At 73.7% G+C, this 14,545-nt stretch carries 14 protein-coding genes; 5 read left to right on the forward strand and 9 right to left on the reverse strand.

All coding sequences use genetic code 11. The features are described 5' to 3' along the window. The first annotated feature begins 44 nt into the window (after positions 1-44). Positions 45-824 (forward strand): IclR family transcriptional regulator, encoded by a 780-nt coding sequence (locus tag ABTX81_RS24260; RefSeq protein WP_350549123.1) that lies wholly within the window; start codon positions 45-47, stop codon positions 822-824. Between the two features lie 10 nt (positions 825-834). Here ABTX81_RS24260 and ABTX81_RS24265 read toward each other — a convergent pair whose 3' ends face one another. Further along, positions 835-1,596, reverse strand: coding sequence for an IclR family transcriptional regulator (locus ABTX81_RS24265; protein WP_350549125.1), 762 nt, complete (start codon positions 1,594-1,596; stop codon positions 835-837). Between the two features lie 68 nt (positions 1,597-1,664). Here ABTX81_RS24265 and ABTX81_RS24270 point away from each other — a divergent pair, with 68 nt between their 5' ends. Genes ABTX81_RS24270 through dmpG form a run of 3 tightly spaced genes read left to right on the forward strand, consistent with a single transcriptional unit; the run spans position 1,665 to position 4,455 of the window. Further along, positions 1,665-2,489, forward strand: a complete 825-nt coding sequence (locus tag ABTX81_RS24270; RefSeq protein ID WP_350549126.1) for a 2-keto-4-pentenoate hydratase — start codon at positions 1,665-1,667, stop codon at positions 2,487-2,489. Further along, positions 2,486-3,430 carry an acetaldehyde dehydrogenase (acetylating) gene (locus ABTX81_RS24275; RefSeq protein WP_350549128.1) on the forward strand — a complete coding sequence of 315 codons (945 nt, stop codon included), beginning with the start codon at positions 2,486-2,488 and terminating at the stop codon, positions 3,428-3,430. The genes ABTX81_RS24270 and ABTX81_RS24275 overlap by 4 nt, the downstream gene beginning before the upstream one ends. Further along, entirely contained in the window at positions 3,430-4,455 is a 1,026-nt protein-coding gene (gene dmpG / locus ABTX81_RS24280) for a 4-hydroxy-2-oxovalerate aldolase (protein WP_350549130.1), read from the forward strand. The genes ABTX81_RS24275 and dmpG overlap by 1 nt, the downstream gene beginning before the upstream one ends. 151 nt (positions 4,456-4,606) lie before the next feature. On the opposite strand, the gene ABTX81_RS24285 is transcribed toward dmpG, so the two are convergent. The 4 genes from ABTX81_RS24285 to ABTX81_RS24300 form a co-directional block, all read right to left on the reverse strand. Then, positions 4,607-5,401 carry an APH(3')-V family aminoglycoside O-phosphotransferase gene (locus ABTX81_RS24285; RefSeq protein WP_502892836.1) on the reverse strand — a complete coding sequence of 265 codons (795 nt, stop codon included), beginning with the start codon at positions 5,399-5,401 and terminating at the stop codon, positions 4,607-4,609. Between the two features lie 140 nt (positions 5,402-5,541). Then, positions 5,542-6,900, reverse strand: coding sequence for an aldehyde dehydrogenase family protein (locus tag ABTX81_RS24290; protein WP_350549134.1), 1,359 nt, complete (start codon positions 6,898-6,900; stop codon positions 5,542-5,544). Beyond that, positions 6,897-8,408 carry a GMC family oxidoreductase gene (locus tag ABTX81_RS24295; protein ID WP_350549136.1) on the reverse strand — a complete coding sequence of 504 codons (1,512 nt, stop codon included), beginning with the start codon at positions 8,406-8,408 and terminating at the stop codon, positions 6,897-6,899. Before ABTX81_RS24295 ends, ABTX81_RS24290 begins: the two co-directional genes overlap by 4 nt. Next, complete coding sequence (locus tag ABTX81_RS24300; RefSeq protein ID WP_350549138.1) at positions 8,395-9,951, reverse strand: APC family permease; 1,557 nt, start codon at positions 9,949-9,951, stop codon at positions 8,395-8,397. The genes ABTX81_RS24295 and ABTX81_RS24300 overlap by 14 nt, the downstream gene beginning before the upstream one ends. A 198-nt stretch (positions 9,952-10,149) precedes the next feature. Between ABTX81_RS24300 and ABTX81_RS24305 the strand changes: the two genes are divergently transcribed. Then, a complete protein-coding gene (locus ABTX81_RS24305; protein ID WP_350549140.1) occupies positions 10,150-10,935 on the forward strand; it encodes an IclR family transcriptional regulator in 786 nt (261 codons plus the stop codon). Here the strand turns inward: ABTX81_RS24305 and ABTX81_RS24310 are convergent. From ABTX81_RS24310 to ABTX81_RS24325, 4 genes are all read right to left on the reverse strand, one after another. After that, a complete protein-coding gene (locus tag ABTX81_RS24310) occupies positions 10,886-11,632 on the reverse strand; it encodes an IclR family transcriptional regulator (protein WP_350549142.1) in 747 nt (248 codons plus the stop codon). The genes ABTX81_RS24305 and ABTX81_RS24310 overlap by 50 nt on opposite strands. Positions 11,633-11,732: 100 nt before the next feature. After that, positions 11,733-12,332, reverse strand: a complete 600-nt coding sequence (locus tag ABTX81_RS24315; protein ID WP_350549144.1) for a GNAT family N-acetyltransferase — start codon at positions 12,330-12,332, stop codon at positions 11,733-11,735. A 317-nt stretch (positions 12,333-12,649) separates the two neighbouring features. Beyond that, positions 12,650-13,510, reverse strand: a complete 861-nt coding sequence (locus ABTX81_RS24320) for a class I SAM-dependent methyltransferase (RefSeq protein WP_350549146.1) — start codon at positions 13,508-13,510, stop codon at positions 12,650-12,652. 120 nt (positions 13,511-13,630) lie between these two features. After that, entirely contained in the window at positions 13,631-14,542 is a 912-nt protein-coding gene (locus tag ABTX81_RS24325) for a spermidine synthase (RefSeq protein WP_350549228.1), read from the reverse strand. Positions 14,543-14,545: the final 3 nt, after the last annotated feature.

Raw genomic sequence — 14,545 nt, forward strand, 5'->3', positions numbered from 1 at the left:
GCCAGGACGATCGCAGAACAGAGGATTCTGCACCGCGGAACAGCATGTGTGACGATCTGGGCATGGTGAAGTCGATGAAGATCCCGCCCACCTACGCGCCGAACAGCGTCGACCACGCCCTGCGGCTCGCCCAGATCCTCCAGCTCGACGGTTCGGTCACCGTGTCGGAGGCGGCCGCACGGCTGGGCGTCGCCCGCTCCACGGCCCACCGCCTGCTGACCGCGCTGGTCTACCGCGACTTCGCGGTGCGGAACGAGGACCGGACCTACCGGGTGGGCCCCGTCCTCGCCCTCGCCGAGCGCGCCCGCTCCGACCTCGGCGCGCTGCGCGCGGCGGCCCTCGGACCGATGCGCGCCCTGGTCGACCGGATCGACGAGACGGCGAACCTCAGCGTCCGCACCGGGCGCAACATCCGGTTCATCGCCTCGACGGAGTGCGCCCGGGCCCTGCGGGTGGGCAGCCGCGAGGGCATGGTCTTCCCGGCCCACCAGGCCACCGGCGGCCTGATCGAGCTGGCCGCTCTCCCGGACGAGGAGGTCGAGGCCCTGTACGCCGACGGCCCACGCGACCCGGGCGAGGAGATGCCGGACCTGGCCCACCTGCGCCGGGAGCTCCGGGTGGTACGGCGCAGCGGGGTCGCGCTCAATCTGGAGCGCACCGAGCGCGGCGTGGTGGCGGTGGGGTGCGCGGTGAAGGACCGCGCCGGCGGGACCACCGCGGCCCTGTCGGTCTCGATGCCCGGCGTCCGCTACTCGCCCGGGACGCTCAAGCCGCTCACCGCCGCACTCACGGTCACGGCCGAGGCGATCACCCGCGCGCTCTGAGGCGCCCCGCTCAGCGCGGGAAGTCGCGCCGGGCCAGTGTGCTGGCGAGCCCGGCCGCCGCCGCCCGTACCGGCGTCGTGTACCGGTCGGGCCGGAACCTTCCCACCGGCCCGGCCACGCTGATCGCGGCGAGCGGCTCGTCGTCGTACCCCAGTACCGGCGCGGCGACGCACAGGAGCCCCGGCGCCGACTCTTCGAGCTCGAAGGCGATGCCGGTCTCGGTGATCCGCCGCAGCTGGCGGCGCAGCGCGCCCGGTGCCACGACGGTGTGGGGTGTGCGCCGCTCCAGCGGCCCGGTGAGCACCTCGCGCCGCAGTGTGTCGTCGGCGTGTGCGAGCAGCGCCTTGCCGATGGCGGTGCAGTGCAGCGGCATCCGTCCGCCGATGCGCGAGGGGGCCTTGGCCTGCCGGTGGCCGCCGATCTTGGCGACGTAGACGACATCGTGGCCCTCGCGCACACCGAGGTGGACGGTCTCGTGGGTGCGTTCGTAGAGGTCCTGGAGGAAGGGCATCGCCATTTCGAGCAGGCTGCGCTCCGGCGACGCGAGCATCCCGAGCTCGAAGAGGCCGCCGCTGGGGCGGTAGCCGCCGTCGACCCGGTCGAGCAGGCGGTTGGCGACCAGGGCTCCGGCCAGTCGGTGCGTGGTCGCCTTGTGGAGGCCGGTGCGCCGCACCAGCTCGGCGAGGGAGACGGCCTGGTCCTCGGGCCGGAACGCCCGCAGGATCGTCAGCGCCTTGCCCAGCACCGTGTCGAGACCAGAGGTGTCCGCCATGGGCGCAGCGTATCGCTGAGCGAGACGAAGTGCTGGTTCGGCACGAGCCCCGGCCGCAGAGTGGGGCCGTGACCGATAACAACAGGCTCGCCACCGCGAGCAAGGACGACATCGCCGCAGCGGTCGCGCGGCTCGCCGGGGCGTCCGCCTCCGGTGTGCCCTGCGCACCGGTGCGGGACCTGATCGGCCGGGACGACCTGGCCGCCGCGTACGCCGTGCAGGCCGCGCTGACGCGGCGCCGCCTCGCCGCGGGCGCCCGGATCACCGGCCGCAAGATCGGCCTGACCTCGCCGGCGGTGCAGCGACAGCTCGGCGTCGACCAGCCCGACTTCGGCGTCCTCTTCGACGACATGGCCTACGCGGACGGCGACGCGGTCCCGGCCGGACGGATCCTCCAGCCCCGGGTCGAGGCGGAGATCGCGTTCCTGCTCCGTACCGATCTGGCCGACGGCCCGCTCGACGCCGCGCAGGTCCGGGACGCGATCGAGTACGGCATGGCCGCCTTGGAGATCTGTGACAGCCGGATCGCGTGGTGGGACATCAGCCTCGGCGACACGGTGGCCGACAACGCGTCCGCCGGCGCCTACGTGCTCGGGACGCAGGCCCGCACCCTCGGCCAGGTCGAGCCGGTGGACGTCACCATGACGATGAGCATCGACGGCGAGGAGGTCTCCACCGGATCCGGCTCGGACTGCCTCGGCGATCCGGTCGAGGCCGTCGTGTGGCTGGCCCGCACGGCCCGTGACCTCGGCGAGCCCCTGCGTGCGGGGCAGGTCGTGCTGTCCGGCGCGCTCGGTCCGATGCGGCCGGTGTTCCCCGGCAGCACCGTCACCGCCACCCTGTCCGGCCTCGGTGCCGTGACGGTCGGCTTCAGCGAGGGAGTGGCAGCATGAGCAGGACGAAGGTCGCGGTCATCGGGTCCGGCAACATCGGCACCGACTTGATGATCAAAGTACTCAGAGGGGCGCCGCACCTCGACATGGGCGCCATGGTCGGTATCGACCCCGCCTCCGACGGCCTCGCCCGTGCCGCGCGGTTCGGAGTCCGGACCACCCACGAGGGCGTCGACGGGCTGATCGCGATGCCGGACTTCGACGAGATCCGGATCGTCTTCGACGCGACCTCGGCGAAGGCGCACGAGGCGAACGCCGGCAAGCTGACCCCACTCGGGAAGCGGCTGATCGACCTCACCCCGGCGGCCGTCGGGCCCTACGTCGTCCCCGCCGTCAACCTCGACCAGCACCTCCACGCCGCCAACGTCAACATGGTCACCTGCGGCGGCCAGGCCACCATCCCGATCGTCGCCGCGATCAGCCGGGTCGTGCCGGTGGAGTACGCGGAGATCGTCGCGTCGATCGCGTCGAAGTCGGCCGGCCCGGGCACCCGCGCCAACATCGACGAGTTCACCGAGACGACCTCGTCCGCCATCGAACGGGTCGGCGGGGCCCGCCGCGGCAAGGCGGTCATCATCCTCAACCCCGCCGAGCCGCCGCTGATGATGCGCGACACGGTCCTCTGCCTCGTCACGGCCCCGGACCCGGCCACCCACGAGGAGATCCGGCGCTCGGTCGGGGACATGGTGTCCGACGTCGCCGCCTACGTCCCCGGCTACCGGCTCAAGCAACAGGTGCAGATCACCGCGATCCCCGCGGACCAGCCGGTCGCGACACTCCTCGCCGCAGGCGCCCCCCGGCCCACCCACCAGGTGTCCGTCTTCCTGGAGGTCGAGGGCGCCGCACACTACCTGCCGGCCTACGCCGGCAACCTCGACATCATGACCTCCGCCGCCATCCAGGTCGCGGAGCGCATCGCGGCCGGGAAGGCGGACCAGTGATGGGAACCCCGATCTTCGTCCAGGACGTCACCCTTCGGGACGGCATGCACGCCGTCCGCCACCGGATCACGCCGCGGGACGTCAAGCGCATCGTCACCGCGCTCGACCGGGCCGGCGTCGACGCGATCGAGGTGGCGCACGGCGACGGCCTCGCCGGCGGGTCTCTCACCTACGGCCCCGGGTCGCACACCGACTGGGAGTGGATCGAGGCGGCGGCCTCGGTACTGGAGAACGCCCGCCTCACCACGCTGCTGCTGCCGGGCGTCGGCACCCTCCACGAGCTGAAGCGCGCCCACGAACTCGGAGTCCGCTCCGTGCGCGTCGCCACCCACTGCACCGAGGCCGACATCTCCGCGCAGCACATCGCCGCGGCGCGGGATCTCGGCATGGACGTGTCCGGGTTCCTGATGCTCTCCCACATGGCGCCGCCCGAGGAACTCGCCCGGCAGGCGAAGCTGATGGAGTCCTACGGCGCGCACTGCGTCTACGTCACCGACTCCGGTGGCCGGCTGACGATGCGGGACGTGGCCGAGCGGGTCCGGGCCTACCGCGATGTCCTCGACGCCGGGACGGAGATCGGCATCCACGCCCACGAGAACCTCTCGCTCTCGGTCGCGAACTCCGTCGTCGCGGTCGAGAACGGCGTCCGCCGCGTCGACGCCTCGCTGGCCGGCCACGGCGCGGGCGCGGGCAACTGCCCGCTGGAGGCGTTCATCGCGGTCGCGGACCTCTCGGACTTCGATCACCGCTGCGACCTGTTCCGCCTCCAGGACGCCGCCGACGACCTCGTCCGCCCGCTCCAGGACCGCCCGGTGCGCGTCGACCGGGAGACCCTCACCCTGGGGTACGCGGGCGTCTACTCCTCCTTCCTCCGCCACGCGGAGGCCGCCGCCGCGCGCTACGGCGTCGATGTCCGCGACATCCTCATGGAGTGCGGACGCCGCCGCCTGGTGGGCGGGCAGGAGGACATGATCGTCGATATCGCGCTCACGCTGGCCGCCGAGCACGACCCGCTGCCGGCCTGATCGTTCCACGCCGGCGCTCCCGTCTCAACGGCGGGCGGTCGACGCCTCGCCGAGCGCCTCCCGGCGCAGCCGTACCCGGACGGGCGAGGGCATCCGCGACCGTGTTCGCGGTGCCCTCGCCCCCGGCGATGTGCCTGCCCGACGCGCCGGGCTAGAAGAATTCGTCGAGCAGCTGGTAGAAGGCCAACCTGTCCTCGTCCACACCGGCGCCGCCGTACCGCGCGAGGAAGCGCCGGGCGTACTCGGGACCGAACCAGGGGTCCTCCTCGATCTCCAGCTCACGGGTTGCCAGTGCGAGGTCGGCGTGGCGGTCGGCGAGACCGAGACGGCCCACGTCGATGACCCCGGTGACCTCGCACGTCCGGGGATCCAGCAGGACGTTGTTCGGGCAGAGGTCCCCGTGGCAGACGACGGTGTCCTCCGTCTCCGGCCGGGTGCGGTCGAGTTCGGCCAGGAGCTGTGCGCCGGACCAGCCCCGGCGCGCCTCGTCCAGGTCATCGAGGTCCACCAGCCCTGCCCGCAGGTTGTGGCGGGCCTCGTCCACCGCCACGGAGAGGGAACGGTCGAAGGGACAGTCCGCCACGGGCAGGCCGTGCAGGGCGCGGGCGACCCGGGCCATCGCCTCCGCGACGGCGAGCCGTTGGTGCTCGGGCCACTCCTCCGCGGCCGGGACGCCCGGTACGGCCTCGGTGACGATCCACACGGAGGTGTCGTCGCCCCCGCGCTCGACGACACGGGGGACCGGGATTCCGTGCCGGGCCAGCCATTCGAGCCGATCGGCCTCGCCCCCCAGATCGAAGGCCGAGTTGTCCGGGCCACGCGGGGCGATCTTCGCGTAGAGCTCGGACCGCGGCCCGGTGAGGCGGTGAACGAAGGCGCCCGACTCCCCTTCGGTGACGGGGTTCCACTCATGGTGCGGGTACTTCCGGTGCAGTGGGCTCTTCATGAGGTGCATGGTCTCCCGGCATTCGGCCTGATCCAAGGGGATGACGGAGCGGCTCTCCCGCGATCGCGGGAGCCCTGCGCGGCCGCCGCGTGCAGGGCCCCGGTCAACGGGCGAGCGCGCTGCGCGCGAGCGGGGCGACGTCAGTCGAGGCCGACCATCACGTGCTTGACACGGGTGTAGGCGTCGAGCGCGTACGTCGACAGGTCCTTGCCGTGGCCGGACTGCTTGAAGCCGCCGTGCGGCATCTCCGTGGCGTACACGCCGTGGCAGTTGAGCCAGACCGTGCCCGCGTCGATGCGGCCGGCCAGGCGTGCGCCGGCCGCCCCGTTCCGCGTCCACACCGAGGCCGCCAGGCCGTACGGGACGTCGTTGGCGAGCCGGACGGCGTCGTCCTCGTCCGTGAAGGGCTGGACGGTGAGCACCGGGCCGAACACCTCCTCCTGCACGATCGCGTCGTCCTGCCGCACCCCGGCCACCACGGTGGGCCGGAAGAAGAAGCCCGGACCGTCCGCCGGGCCGCCGCCCGCGACGACCGTGGCGTGCGCGGGCAGGCCGGTCAGGTAGGCGTTCACGCGGTCGAGGTGGGCGCGGCTGCTGAGCGGGCCGACCTCGGCCTTGGCCGCCCGGTCGGCGAGCAGCAGGACCATCCGGTCGTACGCCTCCTCGGCGACGAGCACCCGGCAGGCGGCGGTGCAGTCCTGGCCGGCGTTGTAGAACGCGGCCTCGGCGATGACGTCGGCCGCCCGCGCCAGGTCGGCGTCGGCCAGGACGACGGCGGGCGCGTCACCGCCCAGTTCCAGGTGGAGCCGCTTGACGCCGGCGGCGGCCGTGACCTCCAGGCCGGCCCGGGTGCTGCCGGTGAGCGAGACCAGGGCGGGGACGGGGTGGGCGACCAGGGCCCGGCCCGTGTCGCGGTCCCCGCACACCACGGTGACGACGCCCGGCGGCAGCACCTCCGCGCAGATCTCGCCGAGGATGCGGGCCGTCATCGGGGTCGTCTCGGCGGGCTTGAGGACGACGGTGTTCCCCGTCGCCAGCGCCGGGGCGAGCTTGTCCACCGCCGAGCCCAGCGGGTGGTTCCACGGCGCGATCAGCACGCAGACGCCGACCGGCTCGCGCAGCACCGACGAGCTGTATCCCTCGACGTATTCGCCCGCCACGGGCCCGTGGGCCCCGCGGGCGGCGCCGGCCATGAACCGGAAGGTGTCGATCACGGTCGTGATCTCGTCCTCGAACACCTCGGTGAAGTCCTTGCCCGTGTTGCGGCACTCGGCTCCGGCGAGTTCCACCGCCCGTGCGCCGATCGCGTCGGCGAGGGCGAGCAGGGCGTCCTGCCGTCGGGCCGGGGTCAGGCGCCGCCAGCCGTCGAAGGCGTCGGCGGCGGTGCGCACGGCGGTGTCCACCTCCTCAGCGGTGGCGACGGCCACGCGGTCGTAGACCTCGCCGGTGCGCGGGTCGGTGATGTCGGTGTAGGAGCGGGTGGTGTCGGTGGTGGTCACAGGATCTCCTGGAGGAAGGCGGCGATCCGCTCGCCGACGACGGTCGTCGGCAGGGCGGGGGTGGCACGGGGGACGTCGGGGAAGATCGAGGCGTCCGCGAGGTACAGGCCCTCTAGGCCGTGCACCTTGCCGGTGGGGTCGACGACCGCGCCCGGGTCGCCGTCCGGGCCCATCCGGCAGCTGCCGGCGGGGTGCCAGTAGTGCTGGTGGTTGGCCTTGATCCAGGCGGACAGGTCCCCGTCGGGGGTGAGCAGCGGGGTGCCCAGGTAGTGGGAGAGGTCGAGCTCCTGGACCCAGCGCACGCCGTGAGCGATCGCCGCGAGGTCGTCCGGGTGGCTCAGGTACGCGTGGTCGACGGCGGCCAGCGCCTGCGGATCGGCCGAGCGCAGCCGCACGGTGCCCCGGGAGCGGGGGTTCAGCAGACCGACCGGGAGGAAGCAGCGCCAGCCGTGCGGGAGCGTGTCATCGCGTTCGATCCACGGGTAGACGTGCAGGTCGTAGGGTGCGTCACCGGCGTACGGCGAGCGGAGTTTGGCGATCGCCTGCTCGTCCGGCAGCATCCTGGTCCGGGCGAACTCGGCCAGTTCGGCGCCGAGTTGCCCGGTGGCGGCGAACTCCAGGTGGACCGAGGGGTGGTCGTGCAGGTTCTCGCCGACACCGGGCAGGTGGTGCCGCGGGGGCACACCGACCTCGGTCAGGTGCTCGGCCGGGCCGATTCCGGAGCGCAGCAGTACCTCGGGGCTGCCGTAGGCGCCGGCGCTCAGCACCACCAGGCCGGCGTCGATCCGGCGCCGTGCGCCGTCCTGGGTTCGCACCTCCACCCCGGCCGCCCGGCCGCGGTCGAGGATCACGCGGTCGACCTTGACGCCGCCGACGACGGTCAGGTTGCCGTTGTCGCGGACCGGGTCCAGGTAGCCGAAGGCGGTGTTGAAGCGGACTCCGCCGGGGGTGATGTTCACCGGGGCGCAGCCGACGCCGAGCCCTCCGTCGAGGTGGTCGAAGTCGTGCCGGACGGGGAGGCCGAGTGCGGCGCCCGCGGTGATGAACGCCCGCTGGAAGGGCTGGACCTCGTCCTCGCGGTAGGTCCGGAAGCGCAGCGTCCTGGCCGCCTGGTCGAACAGCGGGGCGAGGGAGACGGAGTCCCATCCGGTCAGGCCGGCGGCGGCCCAGGCGTCGTAGTCGCCCGCCCAGCCGGCGCTCTGCGTGCAGCCGTTGTGGGTGGAGCAGCCGCCGATGACCCGGCAGCGCTCGAAGTTCAGGCCGGCGCCCCGGTAGCCCCAGTCGTGGGAGGCGGGCAGGGTGGTGGCGTCCAGCAGGTCGGCGGGCCAGGCGCCGAAGTCGGACCCGTAGTCGGGCCCGGCCTCCAGGAGCAGGACCTGATGGCGTTCGGCGAGGCGCCCGGCGACGACGCAGCCGGCCGTGCCGCCTCCGAGGACGACGATGTCGGCGCGGTCCGGTAGCGCGGCGGTGCGGGTGGCCGTGGTCCGGGCGGGTTCAGGACGGGACATCGGCGGTGACTCCTCGGTCGGGGTGTGCGGGGGCGGAGGTGGCGGCGGACGGGGCTGGGAGTTCGCGGCGGTGGCGGGTGCCGACGGCGTAGAAGACGCAGCCGAGCGTGAGGATCAGGGCGACCGGGACGAGTTGGCTGGCCGTGTAGGCGCCGCGCCGGCCCTCGAAGCCGGCGGGCAGGTAGGCGGCCGGGTCGCCCGCCGTTCCGAACCAGCCGACGCCCAGGCCGGGCCAGATCAGGGCGAGCACGGTGAAGCCCATGGTGCCGACGGTCAGCACGGTCGCCGTCCATGCGCCGAAGCTGCCGAGCGGCACCCGGTAGGGCCGTTCGACGTGCGGGAGCTTGTGGCGCAGGGCGATGAAGGAGGAGAAGGTGAGCAGGTAGGAGATGGCGGTGGCGGAGATCGCCAGGCTGATCCCGGCGGTGAAGTACGCCTGGACGTCACCGGCGCTGAGGCTGAGCGCGACGACCATCACCAGGAGGGCGATGGCGGTGGAGACCAGGTTGACCCGGGTGGGGGTGCCTTTCCGGGCGTCGGTCACGCCCAGCCAGCGCGGCCCGGCACCGTCGGCGCAGGCCACCGCCTGCGCCCGGCTGAGGCCCATCGCCCAGGCCGTCCCGCTGGTGAGCAGGCCGATGATCAGGCCGGCCGCCGCGACCTTGGCGAGCAGGGCACCGGCTCCGGTCAGCACGATCGTGCCGTCCTCGGCGATGTGTCCGCCGTAGACGGTGAAGACCGCGCGGCAGGCGTCGATGAAGCCGGTCAGCGAGCCGAGTCGGTCGCGCGGCAGGACGAGCAGGGTGCCGAGGATCGGTACGCCGTACAGCACGGCGGAGCCCAGGCCGCCGCGGAGCAGCGCGGCGGGCACGTCGCGCCGGGGGTCGGCCATCGCTCCCGCTGCCGTGCTCGGGATCTCGAAGCCCATGTAGTTGAAGACGATGATCGGGGTGAGGGCGACCAGTCCGAGGTACGTGGGGGCGTAGTCGCCGACCGAGAGCGGCTGGAGGCCGTTGCGCAGGGCGTAGACGACCAGCGAGACGACGAAGAACCCGAGCAGGACCACCCGGGCGATGGCGCCGACGATCGGCACCCAGCGGCCGATCACCACCGAGGAGTGGACGGCGAGTCCGGCCGCTCCGATGAAGAGCGCGCCGGCGAGGTACTTCCAGGCGCCGGGCAGGGGGTGAAAGAAGGTCTCGAACGTCGTGATCGCCACCACGCAGAGAGAGCCGCCGAGCCAGATCGGGTTGTTGATCCAGTAGAAGACCTGGTTGATGCCGGCGGCGAAGCGGCCGAAGGCCAGTTTGGTCCAAACGTAGGGCCCGCCCTCGGCGGGGAAGGCGGAGCCGAGTTCCGCGATCATCAGGCCGTACGGCACGAAGAAGAGGAGGCCGAGCACGGCCATCCAGGTCAGGCCCTCGGGGCCGTTCGCGGCGACCGAGCCGAGTGTGTCGAGGCCCACGATCGCGCACAGCAGCATGGCCAGCACATCGAGGCGCCGCAGTCCGTGAGCGGGCGCGGTGGAGTCGACCGATGTCATATCGGTTCCTTGGGGTGGGGGTGAGGGTGTCCCTGGGGCGAGGGTGTGGTGCCGGTGGAGTGCGAGGGCCGGTGTGGGTGGGTGCGGGACCGGCCGGGTCGGGATGACGCCCAGGGAGGGTGTGCCCGCCATGATGGCCAGACGCGTTCATAATCGTCAACAGTTCATGCGCAAATTGATCGCGCTAAGCTGTGCACCATGACCTCGACCTTCGACAGGGGCCTGGATCTGCTCGACGCGGTGCTGGCCGCCGAGGTGGGCGCGACCGGCTACCCCGGCAACGCCCAGCTCGCCGAACAGCTCGGCCTCGACCAGGCGCAGATCTCCCGCATGCTCAAGGACCTCGGTTCGCTCGGCCTGGTCGAGCGGGACGGGCAGGGACGCGGCTGGCGCGTCGGCCCGCACTACTTCGCGCTCGCCGCAGCCGCGGGTGACGCCGGGCTGCTGAGGGCGGCGCGCCCGCTACTGCGCGGGCTGGTGTCACGCTGGCACGAGCCGGCCTGGCTCTCGGTGCGCTCACGGGAGGTGGCGCTCACCGTCGAAGCGCAGCCCAGCCACTGGTCGTCCTCGGTGGCCGCGACACCGGGCGCGGTGACGCCGGTCTGGTGCACCGGGCCCGGGCGGGCGCTCCTGCTCGACCACTCGGAACAGGAACTCGCCGAACTGCTGGGCGGGGTCGAGTTCGTCGGCGGCGGCCCGCTGGCCGTTCGCGACGTGCCGGCACTCGCGGCCCGCAACGCCGCCGACCTGGCCGCCGGCGTGGTCATCGCCGACCGGGAGTTCGAGCACGACGTGGTCGACTTCTCGGCCCCCGTCCGGGACGGCTCCGGTGCCGTCGTCGCGGCGCTCAGCATCGCCGTGCCCCGGTTCCGGCTGGACGGGCGCTCGGCGGAGATCGCGGACTCGGTCCGAAGTGCCGCTCAGGCCTTGGAGGTCAGGGCTTCCAGCCGAGCAGAGCGGACAGCCGGTCGGCCGACCCCTTGATGATCCCGCCGTGGTGCCCGGCCAGCGGCGCGAGGCGGTCGGACGGCCCCTGGGTGTGCAGGGCGCAGACGATCTGGCCGGAGAAGTCCTTCACCGGGGCGGCCACCGCGAACACCCCGGGCTGCGACTCGCCGTCCACGACCGCGTAGCCGCGCCGCCGCGCCTCGAGCAGTCGCGCCTCGAACTCGGCCACCCCACTGGGTGCCTGCGGGCCGTGGGCGATGAACTCGGTGCCCGCGAACACCGTCTCCAGCTCCTCGCGGGTGCAGTCCCAGAGCAGCGCCTGGCCCGCGTCGTCGCAGTACAGCGGATACGAACGCCCGACCCAGGACAGCCCCGAGGGTACGTCCTCCAGGATGGCCACCGCTCCGTCCCCGCGCACCTCGGCGAGGAAGGCGCTGACGCCCGTCGCCTCCACCACCTCGCGCAGGATCCGCGGCCCCTCCACCATCAGCCGCGATCGTGCCGCGAGCGTCGCCCCGGTGCGCAGCCGCCAGCTGAGCCCGTACGTGCGGCTCCGGGAGTCGCGGGCCAGCAGGCCGGCGGCCTCCAGGCTGTGCAGGCTCCGGGCCACCTGCACCCGGTTCCGTCCGAGCCGCTCGGCGATCTCCGTCGAGGTCGCCGCCTCATCGAGGACGGCGACCTCGAGCAGCACGTCCAACCCCCGGCTCAGACTCTTCACGGTTCCAGCGCTCACCGGGAGAGCATAGTGGCCGCCCGTCGCCCGCCCGACCGCCCACCGGACCAGCACCGTCCGCGCCGCCGTCGAGCGGATCAGCGGGCTTCGCGGCCCGCGCTCAGCGGGGGTCCCGGCGCATGCACCAGGTGTAGGGGCCGCCGTCGAGCGGGACCTCGGCGGTGACCTCGAAGCCGAGGCGCCGGTAGAAGGCGACGTTGGACTCGGCGGAGGTCTCCAGGAAGGCCGGGTACCCCGCGCGGGCGGCCGCCTCGATGCCGGGGGCCAGCACCGCGGCGCCGAGGCCCCGCCCCTGGGCTTCGGGGGCGACGCCGACCGTGTTGAGGAACCACACCGGCTCCTGCGGCCGGTGTGGCTCGACGGCCTGCTCCGCGGCCCCGAAGGCGGCCGCGCGGTCCCCTGCCAGTTCGCCGAACAGTGGGCCGAGCTCGGCGAAGGCGGGCGAGGGGTCCTGCTCGGGGGTGGTCCAGGCGGCGACGGCGCGACCCCCGTCGGCAACCCATGTGCGTCCGTACACCATGCCTATGCGGGTCAGGCACAGCTCCTGGAAGCGCCGGATCCGCTCCTCATGGCCGTCGGCGGCGAGCACGTACCGGGTGAAGGGATAGTCCGCGAAGGCCCGGGTGAGGGTGTCGACCGCGGTGGGGACATCGGCCTCGGTGATCGGGCGAACGGCGACGATGTCCTGACGCTGAGTCATGCTCTCTCCAAGCGGTCGGGTCGGTCGACCGATCCCGGCACCGTCATGATGCCGGTACGGCCATGGGCAGCGAGGGGGTGAACTCCTTACGCTAACAGTTCTGACCGACGGCCCGGTACGCCCGGTTCCGGATCCCGCGCCCGGCGCCCCGTCCGGCGGCCGTCGCAGGGGCGGCGACGGTGAACGCGCCCCCGGCCGACCAGCAGGGTGCCGCTCAGGCCGCCACCGCGGACGGCGATCGCGCGGGACGCCCGTGCACCGCGTCCGCCCGGCCCGCTCGCAGTCGATGACGACCGAGAGGACCTTGCAGTCCGTGATCACTCGACAGCACGGCTGCTGGTCCAGGCCGGTTCGGGACCTTCGGCGAAGTTCAGGACCGTGACCGAGGGGCGGCGGGCGGCCAGCCACGGGACGGTCAGGGCGAGCGGCAGGAACGCGCCGAGGAAACCGCGTCCACCCGTCGGACGGACGTCGCGGACGGCCGCCACCGCCGGGCTCGCGGTGCGGAGCTTGTCACGCTCGCCGGCGTCCATCGCCCAGGGCATGGGGGGCACCTGGTAGGCGGTGGTGCTCATCCTCCCGCTCGCGGCGAGCCGGGCGAACCAGCGCGGTACGGCGTCCAGGACCATGGACCCCCCGGGGAACCGGTCCGCGCAGCCTGCGATCAGGGCCTTCACCCGGACCGGGGGAAGGTACATGCACAGGCCCTGCGCGGTGACCAGGACCGCACGGTCGCGGTCCACCTCGCCGGTCCACGTCAGGTCGGTGGCGTCGGCGGCCAGATAGCGCTGGCGCGGGCCGGGCGGCAGCAGGCGCTCGCGCAGGGCCACCGTCCCGGGGAGGTCGACGGAGAGCCAGCGGGCGCGGCCGTTGTCGACCCGCCAGTACTGCGTCTCCAGGCCCTCCCCCAGGCAGACCACCGTGCCGCGCGGCTCGCGGGCCAGGAAGTCCGCCACCTCACGGTCGAAGCAGGCCACCCGCAGCGCCTGGAGCTGGGACTGAAACCCACTCGTGCCGAACCGCTCCGCGAAGGGGTGGTCGATCCGCTCGACCAGCTCGACGGCCTTGGGGTCGTGGAGCACGGCATCCGGTCGGCGGGCCTCGACGGCCCGGTGCCAGAGCGTCCACAGCGCCGTCTCGGGCACCGCCGCCAGCTCCGGCCGCTCCACGCTGCTCATCTCTCGCTCGCTCCCTCGGCGGTGGCGGGTGTTCCCGCGCGGACCCGCCGATTCTGACACCGCCGGGCGCGCGAGCCGGGGTGCGGGCGGTGTCGGCGCGCCGACAGTCGCTTCACGCGCTCAGCCGACGCTGAACGCGCCGTCCGGGGGCGGCGGGGAGTCGGTGGCGGTGGCGTCGGTGACCGGCGCCGTGCGGGCCACGAAGGCGGCGAGGTCCTCGCCCTCGGTCAGCCGGGCCGGGAAGATGTCCCCGGCCAGCCGGCGGGCGAGGTCCTCGACCGGCAGCGGCCCGGCCGAGCCGACCAGCAGGATGTTGCCGTAGCGGCGCCCGCGCAGCACCGGCGGCTCGGCGATCAGGCAGACCTGCGGGAAGACCGCGCGCAGCGTCGCCGCCTGGGCGCGGGCGAAGGCGAGCGGCGGGCCGTCGGCGAGGTTCGCCGCGTAGCAGCCGCCCGGGCGCAGTGCGGCCGCCGCCAGCCGCAGGAACTCCACCGAGGTGAGGTGCCCGGGGGTGCGCGAGCCGTGGAAGACGTCCGCGACGACGAGGTCCAGCGAGCCGGGCGCGGCCTGCGCGGTCGCCGCGAGGGCGGTGCGGGCGTCCTCGACCTCGGCGGTGATGTCGACGCCGGGGCCGCGCCACGGCAGGTGCTGCTCGACCAGGGCGAGCAGCGGGCCGTCCACCTCCACCACGCGCTGGCGCGAGCCGGGGCGGGTGGCGGCCAGGTAGCGGGGCACGGTCAGCGCGCCGCCGCCCAGGTGCAGGGCGTGCAGCGGGCGGCCGGGCTCGGCGAGCGCGTCGACGAGGTGGCCCAGGCGCTGGGTGTACTCGAACTCCAGATGGGTCGGGTCGCCGAGGTCGACGTAGGACTGCGGGGTGTCGTCGAGGGTCAGCAGCCACCCGCCGTCGTGGTCGACGTCGGGGAGCAGCTTCGCCTGCCCGAGGTCGGTGCGCCGCGCCACCGGCACGGGTTCGTCGGCCGGGGGCCGCGGCGTGGCGCTCGCGTCCGGCGGCGAGTGGGGCGGGTCGGGCATCTC

It is taken from the genome of Kitasatospora sp. NPDC097605 (genome assembly GCF_040302725.1).
GTDB lineage: Bacteria > Actinomycetota > Actinomycetes > Streptomycetales > Streptomycetaceae > Kitasatospora.

Excerpts from the sequence above, each read along its gene's own strand:
- ABTX81_RS24260 (WP_350549123.1), top strand. The coding sequence starts at position 45 with ATGTGTGACGATCTGGGCATGGTGAAGTCGATGAAGATCCCGCCCACC.
- ABTX81_RS24265 (WP_350549125.1), bottom strand. The coding sequence starts at position 1,596 with ATGGCGGACACCTCTGGTCTCGACACGGTGCTGGGCAAGGCGCTGACG.
- ABTX81_RS24275 (WP_350549128.1), top strand. The coding sequence starts at position 2,486 with ATGAGCAGGACGAAGGTCGCGGTCATCGGGTCCGGCAACATCGGCACC.
- dmpG (WP_350549130.1), top strand. The coding sequence starts at position 3,430 with ATGGGAACCCCGATCTTCGTCCAGGACGTCACCCTTCGGGACGGCATG.
- ABTX81_RS24285 (WP_502892836.1), bottom strand. The coding sequence starts at position 5,401 with ATGAAGAGCCCACTGCACCGGAAGTACCCGCACCATGAGTGGAACCCC.
- ABTX81_RS24295 (WP_350549136.1), bottom strand. The coding sequence starts at position 8,408 with ATGTCCCGTCCTGAACCCGCCCGGACCACGGCCACCCGCACCGCCGCG.
- ABTX81_RS24300 (WP_350549138.1), bottom strand. The coding sequence starts at position 9,951 with ATGACATCGGTCGACTCCACCGCGCCCGCTCACGGACTGCGGCGCCTC.
- ABTX81_RS24305 (WP_350549140.1), top strand. The coding sequence starts at position 10,150 with ATGACCTCGACCTTCGACAGGGGCCTGGATCTGCTCGACGCGGTGCTG.
- ABTX81_RS24315 (WP_350549144.1), bottom strand. The coding sequence starts at position 12,332 with ATGACTCAGCGTCAGGACATCGTCGCCGTTCGCCCGATCACCGAGGCC.
- ABTX81_RS24320 (WP_350549146.1), bottom strand. The coding sequence starts at position 13,510 with ATGAGCAGCGTGGAGCGGCCGGAGCTGGCGGCGGTGCCCGAGACGGCG.
- ABTX81_RS24325 (WP_350549228.1), bottom strand. The coding sequence starts at position 14,542 with ATGCCCGACCCGCCCCACTCGCCGCCGGACGCGAGCGCCACGCCGCGG.